Here is a 24,344-nt window from a genome sequence, read left to right as displayed (position 1 = left end):
CCCTCGGCGCACCTCTACGGGAACCCCGCCAGCCCGAGGCCACTACCCCGGCCGCCCTCACCACCCGGCAAGCCCGCGCCTACACCGAAGTGCTGAAGATGCGTCCGGATGCGGCCCGCGCCCTGCTACGGGAAGCTCCCGCCGGATCGGTTGGTACGCTCTTGGTCCAAGACTGCCTTAGCATCACGGAACTGATGGTCAGCCAGGATGCCAACCGCTATGATGCCACTATTGAAGCGCAGGATCAGCGGCTGGAAGCACTGGAAAAGGCCGGAGAGGCTGGGCCTCTCCTGTACTACGCCCGCGCCGAAATCCGGCTGCACCAAGCGGCGGCGCAGGTAGCTTTCGGGCACGAGGTGCAGGGCGCCTGGAACCTGCGGCAGGCTTACCAGCAAATGCAAGCCACCGTGAAGCGCTACCCCACCTATCTGCCGGCCCGCAAAACGTTAGGCATGATGCAGTTTTTCATCGGCTCGTTGCCGGAAGGCTACCGTTGGTTTCTGAAGCTGCTAGGGTTGTCGGGCAACGTCGCCAACGGGCTCGCCAACCTGCGCGCCGCGGCTCAACAACCCAACGACTTCCAGACCGAAGCGCAAATCATTCTGGCGCTGGTGGAAGAAACCTACTATAAAAAGCCTGCCGAAGCCCTGCAGCTGGTTTCTCGCCTAAGCCAGCAGCAGCCCGACAACCTGCTCTTCAGCTACCTGCTAATCAGCCTCAACAAAAAGCAGCACCGCACCGATGCTGCCCTAGCCGCCTACCGCAGCCGCCCCGGTGGCGCCGGCTATTTGCCGCTCCCTTACTTGCACCATATGGCCGCCGACTTACTGCTCTACCAAGGTGAGTATGCCGCCTCCCGCCGCGAAAACGAGCTTTTTCTGCGGGAATACCGAGGCGCTCATTACCGCAAAGACGCCTATTTCAAGCTTTACCTGGCTGCCTGGCTAGTCCATGACGCCCCGGCCGCCAACCAGTACCGCCAACAAATCAAGGCTGGTGAGCGCACCGTGGTAGAAGAAGACACCTACGCCCAACGCTTCTACGACGACCAACAACCGCTCAACCGCCAACTTACCCGTGCCCGCCTGCAAATTGACGGTGGCTATTACCAAGATGCCCTAAGCACGCTCGCTCATTTCCAGACCACCGCCGCCACTCCCCTGCGCGACCAGCTGGAAGCGCCCTACCGCCGCGCCCGCGCCTGGCAGGGCCTTGGCCGGCTCGATTCGGCCCGCTGGTTCTTCGCCCGCACCATTGCGCTATCGGGCACTGCCCCCTACTATTTTGCTCCGCAATCGGCCTTGCAGCTTGGCTACCTCTACCAAGCCGAAGGGCAGCGCAACACGGCCAAAACCTACTTTCAGAAATCCCTTAGCTACCCCAAACACGAGTACAAAAACAGCACCGACACCAAAGCCAAGCTCGCCCTAGCCGAACTGCAATAACCCACCAGCCACCCATGCTGCCCCTAGACTCCACTGGCCACGGTCTAAGGCGCAACGCGCCGACGACCGTAGGCCACCCAACCGGGCCGGTTTCCGAACCGGCGGACGCGCAGCGGCCATTCGGCTTCGCGCACCCGCCAATGCCACCACCAGCCTCTAGTATCTTTGCCAAGTGTTATCCGTTCCGCTCTCTACTCTGCCCCCCGACTTTCGCGCCCGCGCCTTGCATTGGGGCAGTGGCTTCCCGCATTGCGCCTACTTCGAACCCAATGACCTTGCCTATCCTGGCGGTACATTCGCCCGAATTCTGGCTGTAGCCGCCGAAGCCACTGAAACGCCTAACTCGCTAGCGGAACTGCGGAATTGGCTGCTCTCCAACGCAACCAATGCGCCAGCCTGTGGCTTTGTCACTTACGACGTCAAGAACGAAGTTGAAGCCCTGACTAGCGCCAACTTTGCGGGCTTGGGCTGGCCACAGCTACATTTCTTTCGTCCGCAAACTTGGTTGCACTGGCGCCCCGACTATTTAGAAATTCATGGGCACACAACAGGCGTATTAGATGCTATTCTAGCTACATCAGTACCACCTGCTATACCTACGCAAGTGTCCGCTCTGCGCCCGCGGATGCCGAAGGAAAGCTATTTGCAAGCCGTAGCAGCTATCCGCGAAGACATACTTAATGGCGAGGTTTATGAGTTGAACTTGTGCCAGGAGTTTTACGCCGAGCAAGTACAACTACATCCGGTTGAGGTTTTTCTACAGCTCAACGAAACCTCGCCGACTCCTTTTGCCGGCTTCTACCGCTGGCACGATCATTACCTGCTCTGCGCTTCCCCCGAGCGGTTTTTAGCGCACCACCCTCCAGCCCTCATTTCCCAACCCATCAAAGGCACCATCCGGCGTGGTACCACACCCGCCGAAGACGAACAGCAACGCCTCACCCTCCTCCACGACGAGAAAGAGCGCGCCGAGAATCTGATGATAGTAGACTTAGTGCGCAATGACCTCGCCCGCGTCGCCGAAACCGGCACGGTGCGCGTGCCCGAGCTATTTGGGCTTTATCCCTTTCGCCACGTCTGGCAAATGATTTCGACGGTGGAAGCGGTGTTGCGCCCCGAGGCTGACCTTACCGACATACTGCGCGCCACCTTTCCCATGGGCTCCATGACCGGCGCCCCAAAAATCCGGGCCATGCAGCTCATTGAACAGTACGAATACAGTCGCCGCGGCCTCTACAGCGGCAGCATCGGCTACATTTGGCCTACCGGCGAGTTCGAGTTTAACGTGGTTATCCGCAGCCTGCAATACCGCGCCGACACCGGCTACCTAAGTTTCCAGGTCGGCTCGGCCATCACCTACGATTCCTTGCCCGAGCGCGAATACGAAGAATGCCTCCTCAAAGCCCAGGCCCTGCTAGAGGTGCTAGGACATTTATCATTTAACAAGTAACATTTAACACCTCTGAGCGAGGTCCCTCCTTGGATTTGAGTGCGGTTCAGCCTCATCAGCATGATTCTTACAAGTTGCTCTACCGCCTGCTAAATGTTACTTGTTAAATGATAAATGTCAAATGACCAACCTCTGCCATTCTGTCATTTTCACCCCAAAACAGCTACCTTTGCCGTTCTCCCGAACGTGAAGCCGACCCCGCGACAAATAGCATGTCTCAACCGCTGATTACTTTAGATTTCCTCGATACCCCGCCTATTGCTCCGGATGCCACTACGTACGCCGACAGCCCATCGGGCGCCGTGCGGGTTAGTCCGGCCACCGAAACAGGCCGCAAGCGCAAGCTCTACATCGAGAGCTACGGCTGCCAGATGAATTTTTCCGACTCCGAAATCGTGTCCAGCATCTTGTTCGAGGAAGGCTTCGACACGACCGAGCAGTTGGAAGGTGCTGACTTGGTGTTGCTTAACACTTGCTCTATCCGCGAGAAGGCCGAGCAGACGGTGCGCATGCGCCTCTCGCAGATCAATGGCCACAAGAAGCGTAACCCCGGCCTGCTGGTGGGCGTGCTCGGCTGCATGGCCGAACGCCTGAAAAGTAAGTTTCTGGAAGAAGAAAAGCTGGTGGACCTGGTGGTGGGCCCCGATGCCTACCGCGACTTGCCCCAGCTTATCCAACAAGTGGACGGCGGCCAGAAAGCCGTAAACGTGCTGCTGAGCCGCGAAGAAACCTACGCCGATATCACGCCGGTGCGCCTGAATTCCAACGGCATCACGGCCTTCATCAGCATCATGCGCGGCTGCGACAACATGTGCTCGTTCTGCGTCGTGCCCTTCACGCGAGGCCGCGAGCGGAGCCGCGACGCCCATAGCATCCTCCGTGAAGCGCAGGATCTGGTGGCCACTGGCTACAAGGAAGTTACCTTGCTCGGCCAAAATGTCGACTCCTACAAGTGGACTTCAGAAGACGGCACCGAGCAGGTCAACTTCGCGCAGTTGCTGGAGCGCGTGGCGCTGCTGAGCCCGGAGTTGCGGGTGCGCTTCTCCACCTCGCACCCCAAAGACATCACCGACGAGGTGCTGCACACCATAGCGCGCCACGAAAACATCTGTAAGTATATTCACTTGCCTGCGCAAAGCGGCAACTCGCGTGTTCTGGCCCTCATGAACCGCACCTACGACCGGCCTTGGTACGAGGAACGAGTACTGGCTATCCGCCGCATTTTGGGTGAAGACTGCGCTATTTCCACCGATATGATTGCGGGCTTCTGCTCGGAAACCGAGGAGGAACACGAAGACACGAAAAGCCTCATGGAATTCGTGCACTACGACATGGCTTACATGTTCTTCTACTCCGAGCGCCCCGGCACCCTGGCCGCCCGTAAACTAGAAGATGATGTGCCGCTGCCAGTTAAAAAGCGCCGCCTCCAGGAAATAATCGACCTACAGCAGCAACACAGCCGCCTGCGCAACGAGCGGGCGGTGGGCAAAGTGCACCGCGTATTAGTCGAGAACTTCTCGAAGCGCAGCCAGGAACACCTCAGCGGCCGCAACAGCCAAAACCAAGTGGTCATCTTCCCCAAGAAGCACCATCAAAAAGGTCAGTACGTGGACGTACTCGTGCATAGCTGCTCGGCTAGTACGCTATTGGGAGAAGCTGTTTGACTGGTTTTTGGTTGATGGTTTTTCGTTTTTGGCTTTGTTCAAACGTCTGGTAGAGGCAAGATTTACTGCCAATGGAAAAGGCTTCGAATCAACAGAATTATAAGGATTTGCAGGTGTGGCAACACAGTCGTGCGTTGGTCAAAGCCGTTTATCTGCTGACACAATCTTTTCCTAACGAAGAAAAATTCGGGCTTACCAGCCAGATGCGCCGGGCAGCGGTTGCAGTACCCTCAAATATCAGTGAAGGTAACGGTCGACAACACCCGCGCGACACCATTCAGTTTTTAGTGGTAGCCAGAGGGTCATTATATGAATTAGAAACCCAGTGCTATCTGGCATTTGACTTAGATTTTATCACGAGTGAGCAACTACAAGATATAGAAGAAAGAATAGCCAGCTGCATTCAATTATTGCAAGGCTTCATCCGTTATTATCGCTCATTGGGTTGATGGCCTTGGCTCCCTACAGCCAAAAACCAAAAACTAAAAACCGAAAACCAGATTGACACCTTCAGAAATACAAAGTATAAAACAGCGTTTCGGCATCATTGGCAACGCCCCAACGCTGAACTACGCCATCCAGGTGGCGGTGCAGGTGGCGCCTACTGATATGACGGTGCTGATTACGGGCGAAAGCGGTTCCGGCAAGGAGTCGTTTTCCAAGATCATCCATGCCTTGTCGCCGCGTAAGCACGGGCAGTTCATTGCCATCAACTGCGGTGCTATTCCCGAGGGCACCATTGACTCCGAGTTGTTTGGCCACGAAAAGGGCTCGTTCACGGGCGCTCAGGAAGCCCGTAAAGGCTACTTCGAAGTAACCAATGGCGGCACCATCTTCCTCGACGAAATTGGGGAGATGCCGCTGGGTACGCAGGCGCGGCTGCTGCGCGTGTTGGAGAATGGCGAGTTTATTCGCGTCGGTTCCAGCAAGGTGCAGAAAACCGACGTGCGCGTAGTGGCAGCTACCAACGTGAATTTGCTGGATGCCGTACGCGAAGGACGCTTCCGCGAAGACCTTTATTACCGCCTGAACACGGTGCCTATCCTAGTTCCACCACTGCGTGAGCGGGGCGATGACATCTACCTACTATTCAGAAAGTTTGCCACTGATTTTGCCGACCGCTACCGCGTCAAGCCCGTGTCGCTGACGCCGGACGCGGTGCAGGATTTGCAGCGGTTCCGGTTCCCTGGTAACATTCGCCAGCTCAAGAACGTGGCCGAGCAAATGTCGGTGCTGGAAACCGACCGGGAGGTGGATGCTCGTCGCCTACGCCAGTACCTACCTGCCGACCAAAGCAGCCGCTTGCCCATGCTGCTGCACGCCGCCGGCGCCACCACCGACGGAGCCGGCAACACGTACTCCGAACGCGACCTGCTCTACAAGGTACTCTTTGACATGCGGCGCGACATGACTGACCTGAAGAAGCTAGTGTTGGATATGGCCGCCGGCCAGCGCCCACAGGAAACGCAGGAAATGCTGCGCCAGAACAGCCACCTGTTCACCAACCTCCCCGCTCCCTACGAAGCCAGTCCCCGCCCCCTCCGGCAGCCTTCTCCCGACGGCGGTGCCACCGAATACATTTTTACACCCAATGATGTAGACGATGCCACCGACTATGAGGAGGAAGCGCAACGTGTGGAAGACATTCCGCACGAAACCGAGGAGGAAACCCTCTCGCTGGAAGCCAAGGAGAAGGAAATGATCATGAAGGCGCTGAAAAAGCACCACAACAAACGCAAATACGCCGCCCACGACCTCGGCATCTCCGAACGCACCCTTTATCGCAAGCTAAAACAGTATGACCTGGAACAAGCGTAGCATAGCCATTAGCTGCCAGCTATTAGCTGTTAGCTTTCTAATCAGCCTGACTGGCTGTTCCGTTTATTCATTCAGCGGCACCAACATCGATCCGGCCGTAAAGACCATTTCCATTGCTACCTTCCAGAATACGGCTACCAATGGTCCGTCCAACCTTTCGCAGCGGTTCACCGAGGATTTCAAGGATTACTTTCAACGCAACACTTCTATCAAGCAAGTAGCGCGTGACGGGGACTTGCAGTTTGAAGGAGAAATTATTGCTTTTGATTACGCGCCAGCCGCTATTCAGCAACAAAATGGCCAAGACCAGGCGGGCGTAAACCGCCTCACGATGCAGGTACGCGTCAAATTCACCAACACCAAAGATCCCACGCAGGACTTCGAACAAACTTTCCAACAACCCCGAGATTTTCCAGCGACGCGAGATATTGCGAGTATCAACAACGATCCGGCTGCCCTACGCCAAGTCACTCAGGCCATCATCACCGACGTATTCAACAAGTCGGTGGCTAACTGGTAAGAGCACAGCCGAATGATTTAAATGCCGTATTCTTGCCAATTGGAACCTGTACGCTTTAGGTATTCCAATTCTTGAATTACTGACTACCGCTTAGCAGTCAGTGATTTATTTGTTAACTCATCCAGCCCTCTACTCCATGACCCGCGCGTCGCTGTTGCACATTCTCAACCACGTGGGGAATATTTCAGAGGCCGAAATTCGGGAGTTGGAGCAATTGGCGGCGGCTTTTCCCTATTGCCAAACGGCCCACGTGCTGCTGGCTAAATCGGCCCACGACCGGGGCAGCATGCTAGCCAGCCAACGCCTGCGCCGCGCCGCCACTTACGCCGCCGACCGGCAGTTGCTTCGGCAGTTGCTGGAGCAGCCCGCCCCCGAAACCACTACCGTTGAACTGTCAGCTCCTAAGGAACTGCCGGCTCCTGCCGAAGCAAGTTTGCCATCCTCGGCTTCCGGCGCGGGCGGCTCTACGGCTTTCTTTCAGTCCTTGGTCATCGAAGATGTTCAGCCGCTGGAACCTCAGGAAGAGGAGGCTACTACGGCTGTAGAGGAAATTGCGCTGGCAACGCCTGAAGTATCAGCACCAGATGAAGCCTTGGTACCAGAAGCTTCCGCTTCGTTGGCCCCTGCTGATGCCGAGCTTGAAGCTGATGCGCAAGAGGTAACAGAGCCGGCACAGCTTGCTACTGAAGAAGTAGAAACCGAGCAAGTAGAAGTTCAGCCAGAAGCACCGGCTAGTCAAGAAGCCGCGGCACCCTTAGCTGCCACGGCATTGGCGGAGGAAGATGCGGAAGAACCTCAACCAACTGTTGCTACGCCACCCGATCCACTGACAGAGACTGAGGAGACAGAGGAGAATGAAGTTGCTGATATTGAGACTACAGCAACTCTACCAGCTATTGAAGTAAGCCACGAAGCTGCTCAACCTGACGACGAAGCAGAGGCAGCTCCGACAGTGGCTTCCGAGTCTGATGCGGAGGCTGAAGAGGTATTGCCGGCGGTAGCGCCCATCCGGCCGCCAGTTGAAGTAGGTAGCTCGCGTTTCGAGTTCGGGTTGAGCGCGCCTGACAAGCTGCCCGTTCCCATCCTGTACCAACTACCAGGCCTCGACGAGGACGATTCCGATGTGGAAGCAGGCGAGGATTACGCGCTGCCTGCTCCGGCGCCAACTACGGCCCTTGCCCCACCTTTCCGGGCTGATGCGGATCTGGCTTATGGCTTGCTGGATGGAGGCAGCCGTTATGGTTATGCGCTGCAACTGCGCGATGAAGAACTAACGTTGCCCTTGCCGGCCACGGAATTTTTTCCGCCCGATGCGCTCTTACATGCTCACACCAACAGCAGCATTACGCCCCACTCGGCACCGGCACCGTCATCCTTCGATCTGATCAACCGGTTCCTGAAAGTGCAGCCCCGACTGAAGGCGCCGGTGGTACTGCCATCGGTGAGTGAACAGACCGATTTGGCGGCCCGCAGCACGCATGCGCCGCCAGCCTTGGCTTCCGAAAGCCTCGCCAAAATCATGGTAAAACAGGGCAAAATCGACCGCGCTATCGAAATATATGAGCAGCTTATGGTGCGCCAGCCGGAAAAAAGCGCGTACTTTGCCGACCAAATTCAACAACTGAAAACTACTGATTAGATGTACGCTGCCCTCATTGTTATCATTCTTATCGTGTGTTTCTTTCTAGCCATTGTAGTGCTAGCGCAGAACCCAAAAGGCGGCGGTTTGTCGAGCCAATTTGGTTCGGGTGGCGCGGCCAACCTGATGGGCGTGAAGCGCACTGGTGATTTGCTGGAACGTTTGACATGGGGCTTCGCTATTGGCTTGATGATCCTTACGCTTGGTACGCATGTGCTCAGCGGTAATGCGGCAGGCATTGGCCCGACGCGGAGCGTCAACCAGCGGAAAGCGCTTGAGACTCGTTTGCCTGCGGCTCCTCCGGTTCCGGGTGCAGCCGCTCCGGGTGGTGCTGCCGCTCCAGGCGGGGCCACGGCTCCTGCCACGGCACCAACTCAGCCAGCCCCGGCTCCAACTCCGGCGCAGTAACTTAGCCACTAGTCCCTTCTTCGAAAAGGAGCTTTCCATCCGGGAAGCTCCTTTTTTTATAGCCCTGGCTCATAGCCCTCGTTGCTGGCGGTCACTCTCACCTGTCAGTTTTGATGCTTGGTTTCGGCCAGCTGCGCTGTCAGGTGTGGCAGGCTTTGTAGCGAATGCTGACGCAATGCGTGTTTTTGGTGTTCATTCTGTCAGGTTTCAGCGGGCTGGCATAGGAAGTGAGGAGAGGCGAACACCACCTTGTTTCAAGTAAACCTTTCAACCAAAACGTACAATATGTCGCTTAGCATGAAACCGCTGGCTGACCGCGTGATTATCGCGCCTGCCGCCGCCGAGGAGAAAACCAAATCGGGCATCATCATCCCCGATACGGCCAAGGAAAAGCCACAGCGCGGCGAAGTAGTAGCCGTAGGCGAAGGCAAAGTGGCCGATAGCGGCACCACCATCCAGCCTCAAGTAAAAGTGGGCGACCAAGTGCTCTACGGCAAGTATGCCGGCACCGAAATCACCATCGACGGCCAAGACTACCTCATCATGCGGGAGTCGGATATTTTCGCCGTAATCTAAGCCCTATTCCTTTCTCCCTGATTTCAAACATCCGAACCTAAGATGGCTAAGAACATCCAATTCGACACCGACGGCCGCGACAAGCTGAAGCGCGGTGTAGACAAACTGGCTAACGCCGTGAAAGTAACCCTCGGCCCCAAAGGCCGCAACGTGGTTATCGACAAGAAATTCGGCGCCCCAACCATCACCAAGGATGGTGTGACGGTAGCCAAAGAAATTGAACTGAGCGACCCAATCGAGAACATGGGTGCTCAATTGGTAAAAGAAGTGGCTTCTAAAACCGCCGACCAGGCCGGTGACGGTACCACGACGGCTACTGTACTGGCGCAGGCTATCTACGCCGCTGGTTCCAAGAACGTAGCAGCTGGTGCCAACCCCATGGACCTGAAGCGCGGCATCGACAAGGCAGTACAAGCCGTAGTTGCCAACCTGAAAGCGCAGTCGAAGAAGATTGAAAACTCTTCAGAAATTGCTCAGGTAGGTGCTATTTCGGCCAACAACGACATGGAAATCGGCCAGATGATTGCCGATGCTATGGACAAAGTAGGCAAGGAAGGCGTTATCACCGTAGAAGAAGCGCGCGGCACCGAAACCGAAGTGAAAACGGTGGAAGGCATGCAGTTCGACCGTGGCTACCTCTCCCCTTACTTCGTAACCAATCCCGAGAAGATGGAAGTGGAGCTGGACTCGCCTTACATCCTCATCTACGACAAGAAGGTGAGCACCATGAAGGAGCTGCTGCCCGTGCTCGAGCAAGTTGTTCAGACCGGCAAGCCCCTGGTTATTGTTTCGGAAGATGTTGACGGCGAAGCTCTTGCTACTCTGGTAGTAAACAAGCTGCGCGGCTCGCTGAAAATTGCCGCTGTAAAAGCGCCTGGCTTCGGCGACCGTCGGAAGGCCATGCTGGAAGACATTGCCGTTCTGACGGGTGGTACGGTTATTTCCGAAGAGCGCGGCTACAAGCTCGACAGCGCTACCCTCGACTACTTGGGTACGGCCGAGAAAATCATCATTGACAAAGACAACACCACGATTGTCAATGGCAAGGGTGAGAAAGACGGCATCACCAGCCGCATCAACCAGATCAAAGCCCAAATCGAAACCACTACTTCTGACTACGACAAGGAGAAGCTCCAGGAGCGCCTTGCTAAGCTGTCGGGCGGTGTGGCCATCCTCTACATCGGTGCTTCTACCGAGGTGGAGATGAAAGAGAAGAAAGACCGGGTTGACGATGCCTTGCACGCTACTCGCGCCGCCGTTGAGGAAGGCGTAGTACCGGGTGGTGGCGTTGCTTTCGTACGTGCTCTTGAGGCGCTGGAAGCCGTTAATACCCACAACCTCGACGAGCGTACGGGTGTAAACATCATCCGTACGGCCCTCGAAGCTCCACTACGCACCATCGTAGCCAACGCCGGTGGCGAAGGTTCGGTGGTAGTACAGAAAGTGCGCGAAGGCAAAGGCGACTACGGCTACAATGCCCGCGAAGACCGTTACGAAAACCTGATGGCGGCCGGTATCCTCGACCCCACCAAGGTAGCGCGCCTGGCCCTGGAAAATGCCGCTTCTATTGCCGGCCTGCTCCTGACCACGGAATGCGTAATCTCTGACGAGCCAGAAGCCGAAAAAGAGCACAGCCACGCTGGCGGTGCCGGCGGAATGGGCGGCATGGGCGGCATGATGTAATAGCAGAAGCTGCTAGCTTTTAGCTTACTTGTAAAGCCCCGTTGGACAAATCCAACGGGGCTTTTTTGCGCGGTAGGGGTGCTATATTCGTTGGGCGTGGTACTATTATCGTTGAATAATCTTCTGCCGTTGACTTGATAGAGGCAACATGCCCTGTACCCTATAAGTAACCAAGCGTTATGAGCTTCACGAACAGGCAGCGGCAGTGCGCGGAGCAGGCTTCCGCGCTACTGCCGCTGCCTGTCTTAATATAGTAATGCCCGGCCTGCAACAGGCCGGGCATTGACAAGGGAGCTAGTAAGGTCAGTTTAGCTAGTCGCGAGTATTCATAACCCGTACCAGTCGGCCGCTAATAAGAAACAGCAAGAGAGACGCTACGGCCGCCGACACGACGAAGACCATGAAAAAGTCGTAGAGGCCGGTAATCTCAAAGCCTACCAGGTGCGGATTGGCTTTGCCGGCTTCGGGGTAGAGGCTGCTCATAAAGCCCGCCAGGTAATTGGCAGTAGCATTAGCCAAAAACCACACGGCCATTAGCAGGGAGCTGAACTTGAGCGGGGCCAGCTTGTTTACCAGCGACAAGCCGATGGGCGACAAGCACAACTCGCCCATGGAGTGCAGGAAGTAGAGCGCCACCAGGAAGAACATGCTCACTTTCACGCCGGGTACCATGGTATGGACACCAAAGCACATCACCACGTAGCCTAAGGCCAGCAGGGCCAGACCGATGGCCATTTTGTAAGGGGAAGGCGGCTCGGCATTGCGGCGGCCTAATGCCGTCCACAGCACAGCCATTAATGGAGCGCCTAGCACCACAAAAATGGCGTTCAGGTTCTGGAAAATACTGGCGGGCAACTCCGTACCGAAAATAGTACGGTCCATCTGCTCGTCGGCGAAGAACGTGAGCGAAGCGGGTGCCTGTTCGAAAGCGGCCCAGAAGAATACCACGAAAAACGACACGGCAAAAATCACCCATACCCGCTGTCGGTCACCACTAGTCAGCGACTTATCGGATAGAATCATGGTGGCAATGCCTAGCGCGGCAACTACCAGCAGTGGCATGATGACAGGAAGCTTGTTGGAATCGAGCCACAAGAAGCCAAGAACCACCACCAGCAATACTGGCAACAGCGCATAAATTCCTTTAATACCGGGTGAATTGACCGGGGTTTCGCCTACCTGCACGCCCTCGGGGGTGTGTAGATATTTGGTTTTGCCCCATTGGAAAACGATGGTTCCCAATATCATTGCAATTCCGCAGGCAAGAAAAGCCCACCGGAACATTTCAGGTTGCCCATCTTTATCGCCGACGAGGCTAGTAACGGTATTTCCCAGGAACGAGCCTAAGTTAATACCCATGTAGAAGATGGTGTAGGCCGCGTCCTTCCGCGAATCGGTAGCAGAGTACAAGGTTCCTACCATCGACGAGATGTTAGGCTTGAAAAAGCCGTTGCCGATAATCATAGTTCCTAGGCCCAGATACAGCAGCTGGTGGCTGAAAGCATGCGTATCGGCCGGGCCGTAGAAAGAGGCCGACGTGAATAGAATAAACTGTCCCACGGCCATCAGTAAGCCACCCGTGATAATGGAGCGCCGGTTGCCCCAGTAACGATCTGATATATAGCCGCCAATGAGGGGTGTCAGATAAACAAGACTGGTGTAGCCGCCATAAAATTTAGAGGCAAAAGCCTTGTCCATCATCATGGCCTTGGTGAGGAACAACACCAGCACAGCGCGCATGCCATAGTAGCTGAACCGCTCCCACATCTCGGTGGCAAATAGAAGGTATAAGCCTTTTGGATGGCTGGTTTGGGCGGCTGGCGGTGCCTGGTCCCGCACAGCGGAAGTAGTCTGCATGAAGAAGTTTAAGAGAGGTTAAGAAGGAAAGTAGCCGCTGGCTGTAATCAGACGGTGTTTGTAAAGCTACAAAACTTTGTTTACTGACAACCGTTAGTTTTTCACTATGTAATCAGCGAAAATTCGCTAAATAGTTCTCCGGAATCGTTTGCGGATCATGTTTTTCCTATATTTTTGTCTTCAGATTCCCCATCCACCCTTATCCACCCACCCCGTCCCCGGACTTTATGACGAAATCCGCCGCTACCGCTTTAGCCCGCCTTGCACCGCTAGGCTTTACCCAAGCAACTCAGGTTCATCTCAATCTGTCGCCTAAAGAGTTGGTGCAGGAAGCACTTCGCCGGCAAGAAGGCGTTCTGACTGACACCGGTGCCTTGATGGCCGACACGGGCACCTTCACCGGCCGCTCACCCAAAGACCGGTTCATCGTCCGCGACGCCGGCACTGCCGACAGCGTGTGGTGGGGGGACATCAACATTCCGTTTGAACCCGCTAAGTTCGACCAGCTCCACCAGAAGATGGTAGCTTATTTGGCCGACAAGGAACTCTACGTGCGGGATGCCTATGCCGGCGCCAACCCCGACTACACGCTGAAGTTGCGCGTAGTGAACGAGCTGGCTTGGCACAACTTGTTCTGCTACAACATGTTCCTGCGCCCCGAACCCAGCGCCGACACCAGCTGGACGCCGGACTTCTCTATCATTTGTGCTCCTGGCTTCGAGGCTGACCCGGCCGTAGATGGCACGCGGCAGAAGAACTTTGCTGTCATCAACTTCTCGAAGAAGATGATTTTGCTAGGCGGCACAGGCTACGCCGGCGAAATGAAGAAGGGCATTTTTGGCGTGCTCAACTACCTGCTGCCTCACCGGATGCACACGCTGCCCATGCACTGCTCGGCCAACGTGGGCAAAGATGGCGATACAGCCATTTTCTTCGGCCTCTCCGGCACTGGCAAAACTACCCTCTCGGCCGACCCCAACCGCGGCCTGATTGGCGACGACGAGCACGGCTGGACGCCCGAAGCGGGCATCTTCAACTTCGAGGGCGGCTGTTACGCCAAGGTGATTGACTTGAGCGCCGAGAAGGAGCCGGAAATCTGGAATGCCATTCGCCCTGGGGCCATCGTGGAGAATACGCGCTTCTTTTCCGGCACTACCACGGTAGACTACGCTAACAAGTCGGTGACGGAAAATACGCGCACGGCCTACCCCATCCATTTTATTCCGAATGCCATTGAGCCTTCGGTGGCCGATGCGCCCAAGAACATCTTTTTCCTGACGGCCGACGCTTTTGGGGTGTTGCCGCCCATCAGCAAGCTCGACAAGAGCCACGCCATGTACCACTTCATGTCGGGCTACACGGCCAAGGTAGCCGGCACTGAAATGGGCATTATTGAGCCGCAAACCACTTTCTCGGCTTGTTTTGGCGCAGTGTTCCTGCCCCTGCACCCGACGAAATACGCCGAAATGCTCGGTAAAAAGATGGATGAAAATCCGGACGTGAACGTGTGGCTGGTGAATACCGGCTGGACGGGTGGTTCCTACGGTGTGGGCTCGCGCATGAAGCTGAGCTACACCCGCGCCATGATTACGGCCGCCCTCAATGGGGAACTGAACGAGGTAGAATTCAGTAAGCACCCTATTTTCGGGGTGGAAGTGCCTGCCTTTGTTCCCAACGTCCCCGACCACATCCTGGACCCGCGCGACACCTGGACCGACAAAGAGGCTTATGACAGAATTGCAGCTGATTTGGCTGGCAAGTTTGTGGCGAACTTCCAGAAGTACGCCGACTTTGCTAGCACCGAAATTTTAGCTGGTGCGCCTAGGGCAGAAATAGTTGCTAGCGTGTAAGGCGAGAGCCACTTCCACAACAAAGCCCCGCTGGCATCTGCCAGCGGGGCTTTGTTGTTCTAATAGCTACCCTCAACCTCATGCCCCAACGCGGTGAGCCATTGGTGCAGGGCAGGATATACGGTAATATCTGTTTGAATTTCCACTCCATTTTCATTCTGCATTTGCTCGCACTCAAAGCAAATATTCAGCACGGCTACTAATTGATGTTTCCCATCATAGAAAGCCAACGCGTCGCGGAAAACCGGACCGCACATCCAGTAACTACGGCGCTCGAACGGCACCTCAAGAATAGCCATCAACTGATTAATCTCCGGGGTCTGGCGCTGCAACGTGGCAACGGGCATAGCCGTGAGGTTATATGCTGCTCGGCCTTCGGTGAGCAAAGAATGCTCTAGATTATTTTTCTTACGCAGCAACTCGAGTCGCTGTCTTACTTCAAGAAGTTGCTCGGCCTGTGCAGTGAGCAGACGCTTGCGGCTCTCTTCAATTTCTTTGCGGATAGCTGCCTGTGCCCGTTCCCATTTAATACCACGCAGCAAGGAAAACGTAGTTATGTAGTCGAATGGTAAGCTTGTTCCGTAATCTGAGGTGGTCATGGCGATGGGCTTGATTACTGCTCTAGAGTGTGCGCAAGCAAGATTACGACAGCACAACTGAAGTTGACGTTTATGAGCTAATTTTGCGGTTTCAGTGTACTCCTTACTTCTTCCTTTTCATGCGCAAGCGCTTCCTGCCGCTCCTGTTGCTGCTCTTCACTCCTCTTCACCTGTGGGCCTGGGGAGTAGACGGGCACCGGGCCATCGGTAAAATTGCCGAAAACCACCTCTCTCGTCACGCTAAAAAAGAAATCCAGAAACTACTAGGCACCGAAACGCTGCCGCTGGTTAGCACCTGGCCCGACGAAATCCGCTTCTACCCCGAATTCAAGGACACGGCTCCTTGGCATTACGTAAATACCGCATCCGGCTTGAATCACGACCAATACGTGCAGCAGCTGAAAGCGCAAACCGAACCCAATGCGTACAACGTGCTACTCAAGCAGCTTGATATCCTGAAGGATACCAAGAAAACGCAAGCGGAGCGTTTGGCAGCGCTTAAGTTCGTAGTGCATATCGTGGGCGACGTGCATCAGCCGCTACACGCGGGCCACGCCGATGACAAGGGCGGCAACGACATCAAGCTGAAGTACCGCGGCAAGGATACCAACCTGCACAGCCTCTGGGACAGTGGTTTGATTGAATACCAAGGCCTTACCTACACCGAAATAGCCGGGCAGTATGAGCACCAGTTGCACGATGGTCAGGTAAAGGCTTGGCAGAAAGCCTCTCCTGAGCAGTGGCTTTGGGAGTCGTATCAGGCTAGTGAACAGATATATAAGGATGTACCCGCCAACGGCGACGTTGATTACAAGTACTACCCTGCGCACGCCGAGCTAATGAAACAGCGCATCGAGCAGGCCGGCGTGCGGCTAGCAGCCATCCTGAACCAAACCTTTTAGACGGCTACTTGCTATGCAGCCAGACCGATAGCAAGATAGTTCTTGCTATATAAACCCTGCTGGCCCTGGCTAGCAGGGTTTTCTGTTTCGGGGAAGCATCCTTCTATCTTTGCCTCATGCCGCACACTTTCTACGCCCCCGACCTTGCGGGCCCTACTTACACTCTGCCCGAAGATGAAAGTAAACACGCCGTACGCGTGCTACGCCTAACTACTGGCGAGGCCGTGGAGCTGGTGAATGGTCGCGGCGGCGTATTTCAGGCTGAGGTGGAAGCTACTGATGCGAAACGCTGCCGGCTGCGGGTGGTGCAGGAGCAACAGGTACCGCGGCGTCCGTACACCGTCCAGGTGGCCGTGGCGCCCACCAAAAACCTCGACCGCATGGAATGGCTGGTGGAAAAAGCCACCGAAATAGGTGTCGACCGGCTGTCGTTTCTGCGTTGTGCTCGCTCGGAGCGGCGCGAGTTGAAGCTCGACCGCCTGCACAAAATTGCGGTGAGTGCCCTCAAACAGTCGGGGCACGCGTGGCTGCCGGAGTTGGAGGAATTGGTGGATTTCGCGGCTTTTTTGCCAACTGTGGCCGAGGAAACTACATTTATTGCCCATCTGGAAGAAGGCGAGCGGACACCCCTAAGCCGTGTGGCGGCCAGCGGAGCCAGCTGCTGCATCCTCATCGGTCCGGAAGGCGATTTTACGCCGGCCGAAATTCAAGCGGCTTTCGAGCGGGGCATCCGGCCGGTTACCCTGGGTAGTTCCCGACTGCGGACCGAAACGGCCGCGCTGGCGGCGGTGCACACGGTGCACGTTGTGCGGGAGTAAGGCGCTAAGGTCACCTTTCTTCTTACAGTGCCGAGCAGTCGGCTTGGGAATCGTCGGCAGTTAGCCGGGCAGCTTCTTTGGCCAGCTTCTTTTTACGCCAGGGCGCATCCTGCTCCCAATCGCCGGCCATGATGCAGCCGTAGGGCCGGATTTCGTCGATGGTGGTGGCCAAGTTAAAATGCACAATCTGCCGCTTCACGTCTTCGGCATCCTTGTAGGCGCTGGGCAGCTCGGAAATATCAATCTGATTGAAGAAAAACCGGGCGTCAATGCCTTGCGTTTCCTCGGCAAAAAGATCCTCCTTCGTCTGGCCTATTTTGCTGTATTTGTGGCGGGTGCGGCTCAGGTTTCGGCCGGCCCCGTGCGGTGCGAAGCCGAGGTTGGTTTCGGTGGTGGTGCCTTCTACAATCAAGATGGGCTGGGCCATGTTCAGCGGAATGATGCGCGGACCGGTGATGTCGGGCATGAACTTTGGGTCCAGCGGCGTGGCCCCCTTGGCGTGGTAGAACAAGTCGCCGTCACGAAACACAAAATTGTGCTCGTTCCAGTACCGTTGCTGCACCGCCGCCCCAAGCTGGCTACCGATGGTCTCGTGCAGGCACAAGTGGTTCTGCTTGGTCCACTTCCGAACAGTTTGCAGCGCCGCCCAGTACTGTTCGCCTTCCACTGACTCACTAGGAATCCAGGCATTTTGTGGAGCCGTTTCAAGTGAAATGGCTTGGCGAAATCGTTCGGCTACCTTCATGCCCTGCGTATAAAGCGCGGCACCTACTCCCCGGGAGCCGTGATGAGTCACCAGCACGGTGTCGCCGGTATTGCGCGAAATTCCAACGTAAAGGAAGTGGTTACCATCGCCCTGGGTACCCAGATGCGCACGGGCTAAGTTGAGGCTGCGCAGCGAGTTCAGGAAGGGATTAGCTTGAAATTCTGCCTCAATTTCCTCTGGCAGCTTAAACTGCAACTCGGGCAAGCGACCCCCGGGCCCAAAATGCGTAATCCGCTGCGCAGCATCCAGCACGCTTTTAGGCTCCACCTTGCCCAGAATAGTTAGCATCACGGAGCAGCAGATATCGGCGCTGTGCATCCCGGGGTGGATGGCATTGCGAGCAACCACAACGCCCCCGACCGGAATTGTACCCAGCGGGCCGGCCGGACAGGCATCGGGCATGATGGCGCCAGTCACCACCGTGGGCGTGCGCATCAGCTGTTGCATCGACTGCTTTACGTAGTCGATGTTGGCTTGCTCCACCGACGTGTCAGCGCTGATGTTTTCGTGAAACGGCACGGGCTTTTCCAGCAACGGAATCTGCGGCGCGGGCTTCACGGTGTCGAGGTAAGCCGCCAGGGCTTCGCCCTCCAGATTATAAGCATTAATATGCTCAAGAGCAGCTTTAAACCACTTACCAGGTCTTAAACCAAGGGCTAGTAAATCCTTTCCAGTTACCATTATTCTCGATTAGTATATAACGTTTAAACACCTAATGTTAGTGAAGTTGCTCGGCCGGCTTCCAACCCGTCATGCTCATCTGGCGTCCGCGCACCCGGCGGCGCAGTCGTAGCACGACGGGTTGGAGAAGTTCAGTGGATTTTCTAAACCGCTTTATTGTTGAGCAAGAAATGAATTAAAACGCAGTAACGCACCGGGAACTGACGCAGGCGCTACTATGCAACGCCTACGTTAGACATGACGCTATGAAACAAACGGCTCTAGTTGGTAGCGCTGGCGCTGAACTTTCCCAGCTATCCGTTACTTTGTTTGATAGTATGTCCATCCTGCGCTGAATACTCCATGTTGAAAAACCTGCTGCTACCCATTCTGCTTCTGTTTTCCCTCACGGCCTTCGCTCCCGCACCCAGCTTCCGCATTGCTAAGCTGCACTACGGCGGCGGTGGCGACTGGTACGCCAACAAAACCTCGCTGCCCAACCTGATTCGCTATTGCAACCAGACGTTGCGTACCAATATAGCGCCCGATGAAGCCAGCGTGGAGCTGGATTCGCCGGAGCTGCTGACTTACCCGTTCGTACACATGACCGGGCACGGCAACGTAGCTTTCACCGAAGGCGAAGCTAAAAATCTGCGCCGCTACCTGATTGGCGGTGGCTTCTTGCACATCGATGATAATTACGGCCTCGACAAGTTTATCCGCCCCGAAATGAAGAAGGTATTTCCCGAGCTCGACTTCGTGGAGCTGCCTTTCTCCCACCCTATCTACCACCAGAAGTTTCAGTTTCCGAAAGGCCTACCCAAAGTGCACGAGCACGACGGCAAGCGTCCCCAAGGCTTCGGAATACTCTATAAAGGCCGACTCGTGTGCTTCTACAGCTATGAGTGCGACTTAGGCAACGGGTGGGAAGATATCGGCACTTACCCCGAGGACTCTCCGGCTACCCACGATGCCGCCTTGCGCATGGGCGCTAACCTGATAACCTACGCGCTAACGCAGGACTAAGAGCAGATAGACTTCTTCCGCATAACGACTTGCTTTTCAGAGCATAAGAAAGGCTCATCTATTACAGATGAGCCTTTCTTATGCGTTTAAAAACAGACTAAAGCTTGAGGTTGGCTTTGAAAATAAGGACTTGAAAACTAATCAGTAAGCACTTATACAGAATGCCGTAGCTCCTACTTCGCTTGCATTTCCGGGGGTAGCCACGTTGGGTAGCTGGCAACCGTCTTAGCGGCCTGCTCCCCGACTGGCACCTGCCACTTGGCGAAGAAGGGCGCTAGATTCTGGTGCGTAGCCTTACTAATGGCGGCAAACCAATAATCCCGTTTAGCTTCTTCCGTAGCGGGGTACTGGCTTTTGGGAAGCTGCTGGTATTGTTGATAAACCTGCTCAATGGGCTGCCAGCCAAAGGCCTCTATCAGTTGAATGTACATGCAAAGGGCCAGAAACGGGTGGTCCTTCCACTTCTCGAACGAAGGCGAATCCGCCAGATACTTCGTGACTCTTTCCGTCACTGCTTGCCGGCTTTGTATCTGCGAGTGATTGTAGAGACCTTTGTGCAGCAGCTTGTCGAACACGTACATCGTGTACAAGTTGACGCTTACTTCGCCCAAGCCTTCAAAATCGATGCCCCAGAACTGATGCCGATGCCCCAGTTCGTGAAAGTGGCCCTAGGAGCCGTTTTTCCACATAAAGTCCGCATCCAACATGTGCCCACAAGTGCTGTCATTGGGCACCACGATTCTATCAGTGTCTGTGAACATGGACCCGAATGCCACCTGCTGATCTACAATAATGCGCTCGGGGTGGCGGCGGGACGTGGTCAGACCGGCGAGCTTCCCAACCGTGTTGAGGGCAGCATCCCAGAAAGCCAGCAGCTTCTCCGGGTCGTCAAGGGTACGAATGCGCGCGGCTGGCACTGTGAGGCTGATGTTGTCGCTGGCCAGTTCGGCCCAGGGCGCGGGGTACTGCCGGATGGTCTTTTGCCACTCGGCCAAGCTGGTTTTGCCGCGCTCGAAACGCGGCGCCTGCACCGCGCCCTGCACTTTGATGCGCAACGCTAGTAGCGAAGTAGTATCGGGGATGTTCAACAACAGCAGCCCCCCGTAGGGCGAGTACACCTCATTGCGCCCCCGCTGCAAGTCGAAGCGGCGCGTTAGGTCAAAGGCTTCGCGGGTAAACCTCGGCAGGTTAATTAAGTCGTCGCTGTGCACGCCCACCTGGGCCTGCAGCTGCCGTAGCGAATCGTTGGCTGTCAAGTAAATGATTGCTTTTTCGCCGGCTGGCACGTACAAGCCGGTGCTGTGCGCTAAACGGGAACCGGGGGCTGGATACCTCATCCCGTTTTTCCCCACTCTGACGGGCAGCACCAGCGCGGTGCTGATGCGGGCAGCGGTAGCGGGCACCGCGCCAGGAAAAGTGGCGGCAGCCGGCGCCACGTATGCCGGGTTTGGCTGATCGCGCAGCTTATTTTTCAACAGGGCATGCTGCACCAGGTAAGTTGAGGCGCCTCCCGTTACGCCCATCATAACCGGCTTTTCGCCCGTTGGAACAAGAAGGGAATCTGGCCAATAATGCGTGGCCTGTCTCAGGTGCTTGCTGATCGGAGAATCCACTGGATTCATTGCCAGCGCCCGCTCCAACGTGTACGTGAAGATATAGCCGCCCTGCATGGGGGACGGCGGCTGGTAGACTGTGGTGCCAATGCTTTTCAGGATGTTCTTGATACCCAGATAACTTGGTACCAGACCCGCGCTCAGAAAGGTACGATGCGGGTAGCGCACGGCGACATAATTGGTTTGCAGCAGCCCGGCTTTGCACAGCAGCTGATTGAACCGCGTCTCGGCGAGCCCCTGCTGTTTCACTTTCTGCAGGTCGGGCAGCGGGGAGCCAAAGAGCAGCGTGCCGCCCTGGCGCACAAACCCTTCAATACGACTTATCGTCGCCGTGTCGGTTAATTCTTGGCTTAGAAAGAGAATGTCGGCTGATGGGTCGAGGACGGCAGTGGTGCCGACCAACTTGGTCCGCGCCTGTTGAGTGATGAAAGTGGTCAGGGCTTCGTCGCCACCCCACACCTGGACGCGCTTGCGGCGGGCGCTACTGCCCCATTGGAGGCAATTAGTCAGCAGCTTTTGCACTTCCACCTCCTGCACGAGGGGCTTGCGGAAGTACGCAGGCGTGCTGAAAACCAGCACCTTGCCTTTACCCAACCGAGAACTGCTCACCGCAATAATCTGGAACGACTGATCCAGGTTGTCTGGGTCAATCTCTGCCGTCAAGATAATCTCGGGCAACGCGTTAATGGTGACGGTAGTGCACAATGCATCCGATTCACCGGGCAGAGGAATACTGCCTACACCTTGCAGCAAGGTGGCTTTGTCTAGATTCTGAGCAGCTAGCCAGTCAGCATGGCCGACTGCCAGAATCGTCCAGAAACACCAAAGTATACTCTGTGAAAGTATTTTAGGCATAGCGTTTCAAGAAAGACTATGCTGGTAGGCCAATAGGTTGCTTTTCTAAAGTAAGCATCTAATAGATAGTGCATTACACTATATGACTTGACGCAGACCAGGGCACATAGTTTCTCTCTAGCCTATTTCACTTGTTGTAAAGACTATCCGGGAGCATCTACCCTGTTGCGGCTCCTAGTACAGTACTACTCTGTTTCGCCGAAACAAAAACCGCAACTTGTGTATTGATCGAGAATCAGAATTTTGGCTTCAGGATCTCGCTCAGTACAAACGCAGCCCGCAAATCCGCCGGATTCCGTAGGCGTTCAGCTAAGTTGAGTTGGGTGTTAAGGCGAGTTTGTTCCCGACGGCGCGCCTGGGTCTGGCTCCAGTAATCTTCCTGGCCGTGTTGCGTGGTGGCGCGGGGCAGCGCCGCCGCTCGTCGGGCCTCCTGCCTTGGCACTTCCAACGAGCGAGCTTCTTTATACTTCTCCAATGACTTTGGCGCCACGGTGGGTTGCTCCAGGCTGCGCGGCACCGGGGCGGTTTCTTGGGGCATTGGCCGGCCAGCCGGGGTAGTAGGCACGGGCGATGCAACGGGGGGCGGACTGGTTGGGTTACCCGTACGGTTTTGCTCCTGCATCTGCCTAAGCATTTCCTCGAAAGAAGTAGTGGGCAACGAGGCTACTGGCTGGGGTCGTCCGGTACTGTCGGGCCTGGAAAACTTACGCTCGCGCCGCTCCCGTTCAGTGGTTTCCAGCGCTTTCTGCACCATGCGCCATATAAATACTCCTAGTCCGAGCGCAATCCAAAATAGTGTTTGCAGCTTTTCCATTTGAGTAGGGTTAAATGGCTGAATGGTTTAATAGGTAACTGCTGTTTTCTGGCAACTCATTGAATAGCCGACCACCCAATATTAGTGTTGCTACCGAACACCTTTTTCCGGAAACCGGCCGGACTTAGTGCGGTAGAAGGCTTTGATCTTCTCAAGGTCGACCTCGTAGTCGCCGGTGGGGTAAATGACGGGCCCCACGCCGGCCTCCTTCCTCTTGTAGTCGAGGAAGCCAAGCAAAATGGGCACGCCGGCACCAACTGCCGCATGATAAAACCCTTTGCGCCAGCGGGGTTGGTAGGCGCGGGTGCCTTCGGGCGTAATCAGAATCACCAGTTCGTCGCGTTCCTCGAAGAGCTGCACCATACCATCAACGAGGCTGTTGTTTTTGCTGCGGTCGACGGCCAAGCCGCCCAATGAACGAACCAAACCGCCAAGCACTGGAATGGTGGTCCATTCTTTCTTGATGGTAAGCTTTACGTCCACATCCATGAGAAAGAAGGCGGCGCGGGCCATAATAAAGTCCCAGTTACTGGTGTGCGGCGCGGCAATCATCATGCTTTTCTTGATGTTGGGCGGCACTACGCCGTTGAGCTTCCACCCGGTTACCCAGAAAATTGCTTTGGAAACGTAATACCAGAAGGTAGAGGTTTTGCGGACAGCCATGCAGAGAATACGGGCTCTTAAGATTTCAAGCCCAAAGTAAAGCTAGAAGTAAACGGGGAATTGCGAAGCGCCGCCCTACCACAATCTTCGAGGTTGGCGCTTCGCTCGCTTATACGTGTCAGGTTAGCAGCGCCGTAAGGGCAGCGGCCTGTGCGATGGTGTGCTGGTAGCCGATGTCAAACAATTCCTGCGCGAGCCGATAATCCAGCGTGCGGTAGGTGCGCAGTTCTGGTGGCTCTATCATAAAATTACACTGCTGCTTGTTAAGCGTGGTGTTGGCATTGATGGCCAGATTGAGCGTGCGTTCCACCAGCGTCCGGAACGTTGTGATGCGCGCCGCCCGGTTGACAGGGTTGCAGTTGACGCCCACTATCCGCAGCCCTTTACCTAACAGAGGTTCAACCGGCAAATTATTGAGCAGGCCCCCATCGACGAGTTGCCGCCCCTCAAATTCCACTGGTCGGTACAGAATGGGCACGGCCGAGGAAGCCAGCAGCGGCGGTATCAGCAAGCCTTCCGAGAAATAGATGGAAATGCCCTCGGTCAAATCGGTGGCTACCAGCGTCAGGGGCCGGTGTAAATCAGCAAAGGTGCACTCGGCCCCCAGGTGCTGCGCCAGCAGCACCTGCACCGCATCGAGGCGCAACAGGCCGTAGCGGCTCAGCGAAATACGGGTTAGACGAGTGAAATTGACGCTGGTAAACAGCCGCAGAATCTC

Annotated in this window: 20 protein-coding genes and 1 pseudogene; 14 read left to right on the top strand and 7 right to left on the bottom strand. The window is 55.7% G+C overall.

Annotated features, from left to right (window positions below; all coding sequences use genetic code 11):
- The 10 genes from VF639_RS16540 to groL all read left to right on the top strand — a co-directional run.
- Nucleotides 1-1,445: tetratricopeptide repeat protein (locus VF639_RS16540; protein WP_331147036.1), on the top strand; the 1,445-nt coding region annotated here is incomplete at its 5' end.
- A gap of 172 nt (nucleotides 1,446-1,617) precedes the next feature.
- Nucleotides 1,618-2,895, top strand: coding sequence for an anthranilate synthase component I family protein (locus VF639_RS16535; RefSeq protein ID WP_331147035.1), 1,278 nt, complete (start codon nucleotides 1,618-1,620; stop codon nucleotides 2,893-2,895).
- Between the two features lie 212 nt (nucleotides 2,896-3,107).
- A complete protein-coding gene (gene miaB / locus VF639_RS16530) occupies nucleotides 3,108-4,559 on the top strand; it encodes a tRNA (N6-isopentenyl adenosine(37)-C2)-methylthiotransferase MiaB (protein WP_331147034.1) in 1,452 nt (483 codons plus the stop codon).
- Between the two features lie 71 nt (nucleotides 4,560-4,630).
- Nucleotides 4,631-5,008 carry a four helix bundle protein gene (locus VF639_RS16525; RefSeq protein ID WP_331147033.1) on the top strand — a complete coding sequence of 126 codons (378 nt, stop codon included), beginning with the start codon at nucleotides 4,631-4,633 and terminating at the stop codon, nucleotides 5,006-5,008.
- A gap of 52 nt (nucleotides 5,009-5,060) precedes the next feature.
- Nucleotides 5,061-6,377, top strand: a complete 1,317-nt coding sequence (locus VF639_RS16520; RefSeq protein WP_331147032.1) for a sigma-54 interaction domain-containing protein — start codon at nucleotides 5,061-5,063, stop codon at nucleotides 6,375-6,377.
- A complete protein-coding gene (locus tag VF639_RS16515; RefSeq protein WP_331147031.1) occupies nucleotides 6,358-6,897 on the top strand; it encodes an LptE family protein in 540 nt (179 codons plus the stop codon). Before VF639_RS16520 ends, VF639_RS16515 begins: the two co-directional genes overlap by 20 nt.
- Nucleotides 6,898-7,033: 136 nt before the next feature.
- Nucleotides 7,034-8,536, top strand: a complete 1,503-nt coding sequence (locus VF639_RS16510; protein WP_331147030.1) for a hypothetical protein — start codon at nucleotides 7,034-7,036, stop codon at nucleotides 8,534-8,536.
- On the top strand, nucleotides 8,537-8,944 hold the full coding sequence (secG, locus tag VF639_RS16505) for a preprotein translocase subunit SecG (RefSeq protein ID WP_331147029.1): 408 nt from the start codon (nucleotides 8,537-8,539) through the stop codon (nucleotides 8,942-8,944).
- 285 nt (nucleotides 8,945-9,229) lie between these two features.
- A complete protein-coding gene (gene groES / locus VF639_RS16500) occupies nucleotides 9,230-9,520 on the top strand; it encodes a co-chaperone GroES (RefSeq protein WP_206983612.1) in 291 nt (96 codons plus the stop codon).
- A gap of 42 nt (nucleotides 9,521-9,562) precedes the next feature.
- On the top strand, nucleotides 9,563-11,203 hold the full coding sequence (gene groL / locus VF639_RS16495; protein ID WP_331147028.1) for a chaperonin GroEL: 1,641 nt from the start codon (nucleotides 9,563-9,565) through the stop codon (nucleotides 11,201-11,203).
- Nucleotides 11,204-11,515: 312 nt separating this feature from the next.
- Here groL and VF639_RS16490 read toward each other — a convergent pair whose 3' ends face one another.
- Nucleotides 11,516-13,060, bottom strand: coding sequence for a peptide MFS transporter (locus VF639_RS16490; RefSeq protein WP_331147027.1), 1,545 nt, complete (start codon nucleotides 13,058-13,060; stop codon nucleotides 11,516-11,518).
- Nucleotides 13,061-13,287: 227 nt separating this feature from the next.
- Here VF639_RS16490 and pckA point away from each other — a divergent pair, with 227 nt between their 5' ends.
- A complete protein-coding gene (gene pckA / locus VF639_RS16485; protein WP_331147026.1) occupies nucleotides 13,288-14,910 on the top strand; it encodes a phosphoenolpyruvate carboxykinase (ATP) in 1,623 nt (540 codons plus the stop codon).
- 59 nt (nucleotides 14,911-14,969) lie between these two features.
- Here pckA and VF639_RS16480 read toward each other — a convergent pair whose 3' ends face one another.
- On the bottom strand, nucleotides 14,970-15,509 hold the full coding sequence (locus tag VF639_RS16480) for a hypothetical protein (protein ID WP_331147025.1): 540 nt from the start codon (nucleotides 15,507-15,509) through the stop codon (nucleotides 14,970-14,972).
- A 119-nt stretch (nucleotides 15,510-15,628) separates the two neighbouring features.
- On the opposite strand from VF639_RS16480, the gene VF639_RS16475 reads away from it, so the two are divergent.
- Together VF639_RS16475 and VF639_RS16470 are read left to right on the top strand one after the other, a co-directional pair.
- Complete coding sequence (locus VF639_RS16475) at nucleotides 15,629-16,411, top strand: S1/P1 nuclease (protein ID WP_331147024.1); 783 nt, start codon at nucleotides 15,629-15,631, stop codon at nucleotides 16,409-16,411.
- Between the two features lie 116 nt (nucleotides 16,412-16,527).
- The gene (locus VF639_RS16470; protein ID WP_331147023.1) at nucleotides 16,528-17,229 is read left to right on the top strand and encodes a 16S rRNA (uracil(1498)-N(3))-methyltransferase; all 702 of its coding nucleotides are present in this window, start codon (nucleotides 16,528-16,530) and stop codon (nucleotides 17,227-17,229) included.
- A gap of 22 nt (nucleotides 17,230-17,251) precedes the next feature.
- Here VF639_RS16470 and VF639_RS16465 read toward each other — a convergent pair whose 3' ends face one another.
- Complete coding sequence (locus VF639_RS16465; protein WP_331147022.1) at nucleotides 17,252-18,676, bottom strand: RtcB family protein; 1,425 nt, start codon at nucleotides 18,674-18,676, stop codon at nucleotides 17,252-17,254.
- A gap of 342 nt (nucleotides 18,677-19,018) precedes the next feature.
- Between VF639_RS16465 and VF639_RS16460 the strand changes: the two genes are divergently transcribed.
- Entirely contained in the window at nucleotides 19,019-19,681 is a 663-nt protein-coding gene (locus tag VF639_RS16460; protein WP_331147021.1) for a DUF4159 domain-containing protein, read from the top strand.
- A 173-nt stretch (nucleotides 19,682-19,854) separates the two neighbouring features.
- Here VF639_RS16460 and VF639_RS25285 read toward each other — a convergent pair.
- The 4 genes and pseudogenes from VF639_RS25285 to VF639_RS16440 all read right to left on the bottom strand — a co-directional run.
- Nucleotides 19,855-22,149 (bottom strand): annotated as a pseudogene (locus tag VF639_RS25285) (M60 family metallopeptidase).
- A gap of 235 nt (nucleotides 22,150-22,384) precedes the next feature.
- Nucleotides 22,385-22,963: a hypothetical protein gene (locus VF639_RS16450; RefSeq protein ID WP_331147020.1), complete on the bottom strand. Its 579-nt coding sequence runs from the start codon at nucleotides 22,961-22,963 to the stop codon at nucleotides 22,385-22,387.
- A 90-nt stretch (nucleotides 22,964-23,053) separates the two neighbouring features.
- Nucleotides 23,054-23,626, bottom strand: coding sequence for a 1-acyl-sn-glycerol-3-phosphate acyltransferase (locus tag VF639_RS16445; RefSeq protein ID WP_331147019.1), 573 nt, complete (start codon nucleotides 23,624-23,626; stop codon nucleotides 23,054-23,056).
- A 118-nt stretch (nucleotides 23,627-23,744) separates the two neighbouring features.
- A partial coding sequence (locus VF639_RS16440; protein WP_331147018.1) for a patatin-like phospholipase family protein occupies nucleotides 23,745-24,344 on the bottom strand: 600 nt, incomplete at its 5' end.

Source organism: Hymenobacter sp. (genome assembly GCF_036387835.1).
In the GTDB taxonomy this organism is placed as follows: domain Bacteria; phylum Bacteroidota; class Bacteroidia; order Cytophagales; family Hymenobacteraceae; genus Hymenobacter.
Note: the sequence above shows the minus strand (reverse complement) of the source record. Positions and strands in the feature narration are given on the sequence as shown.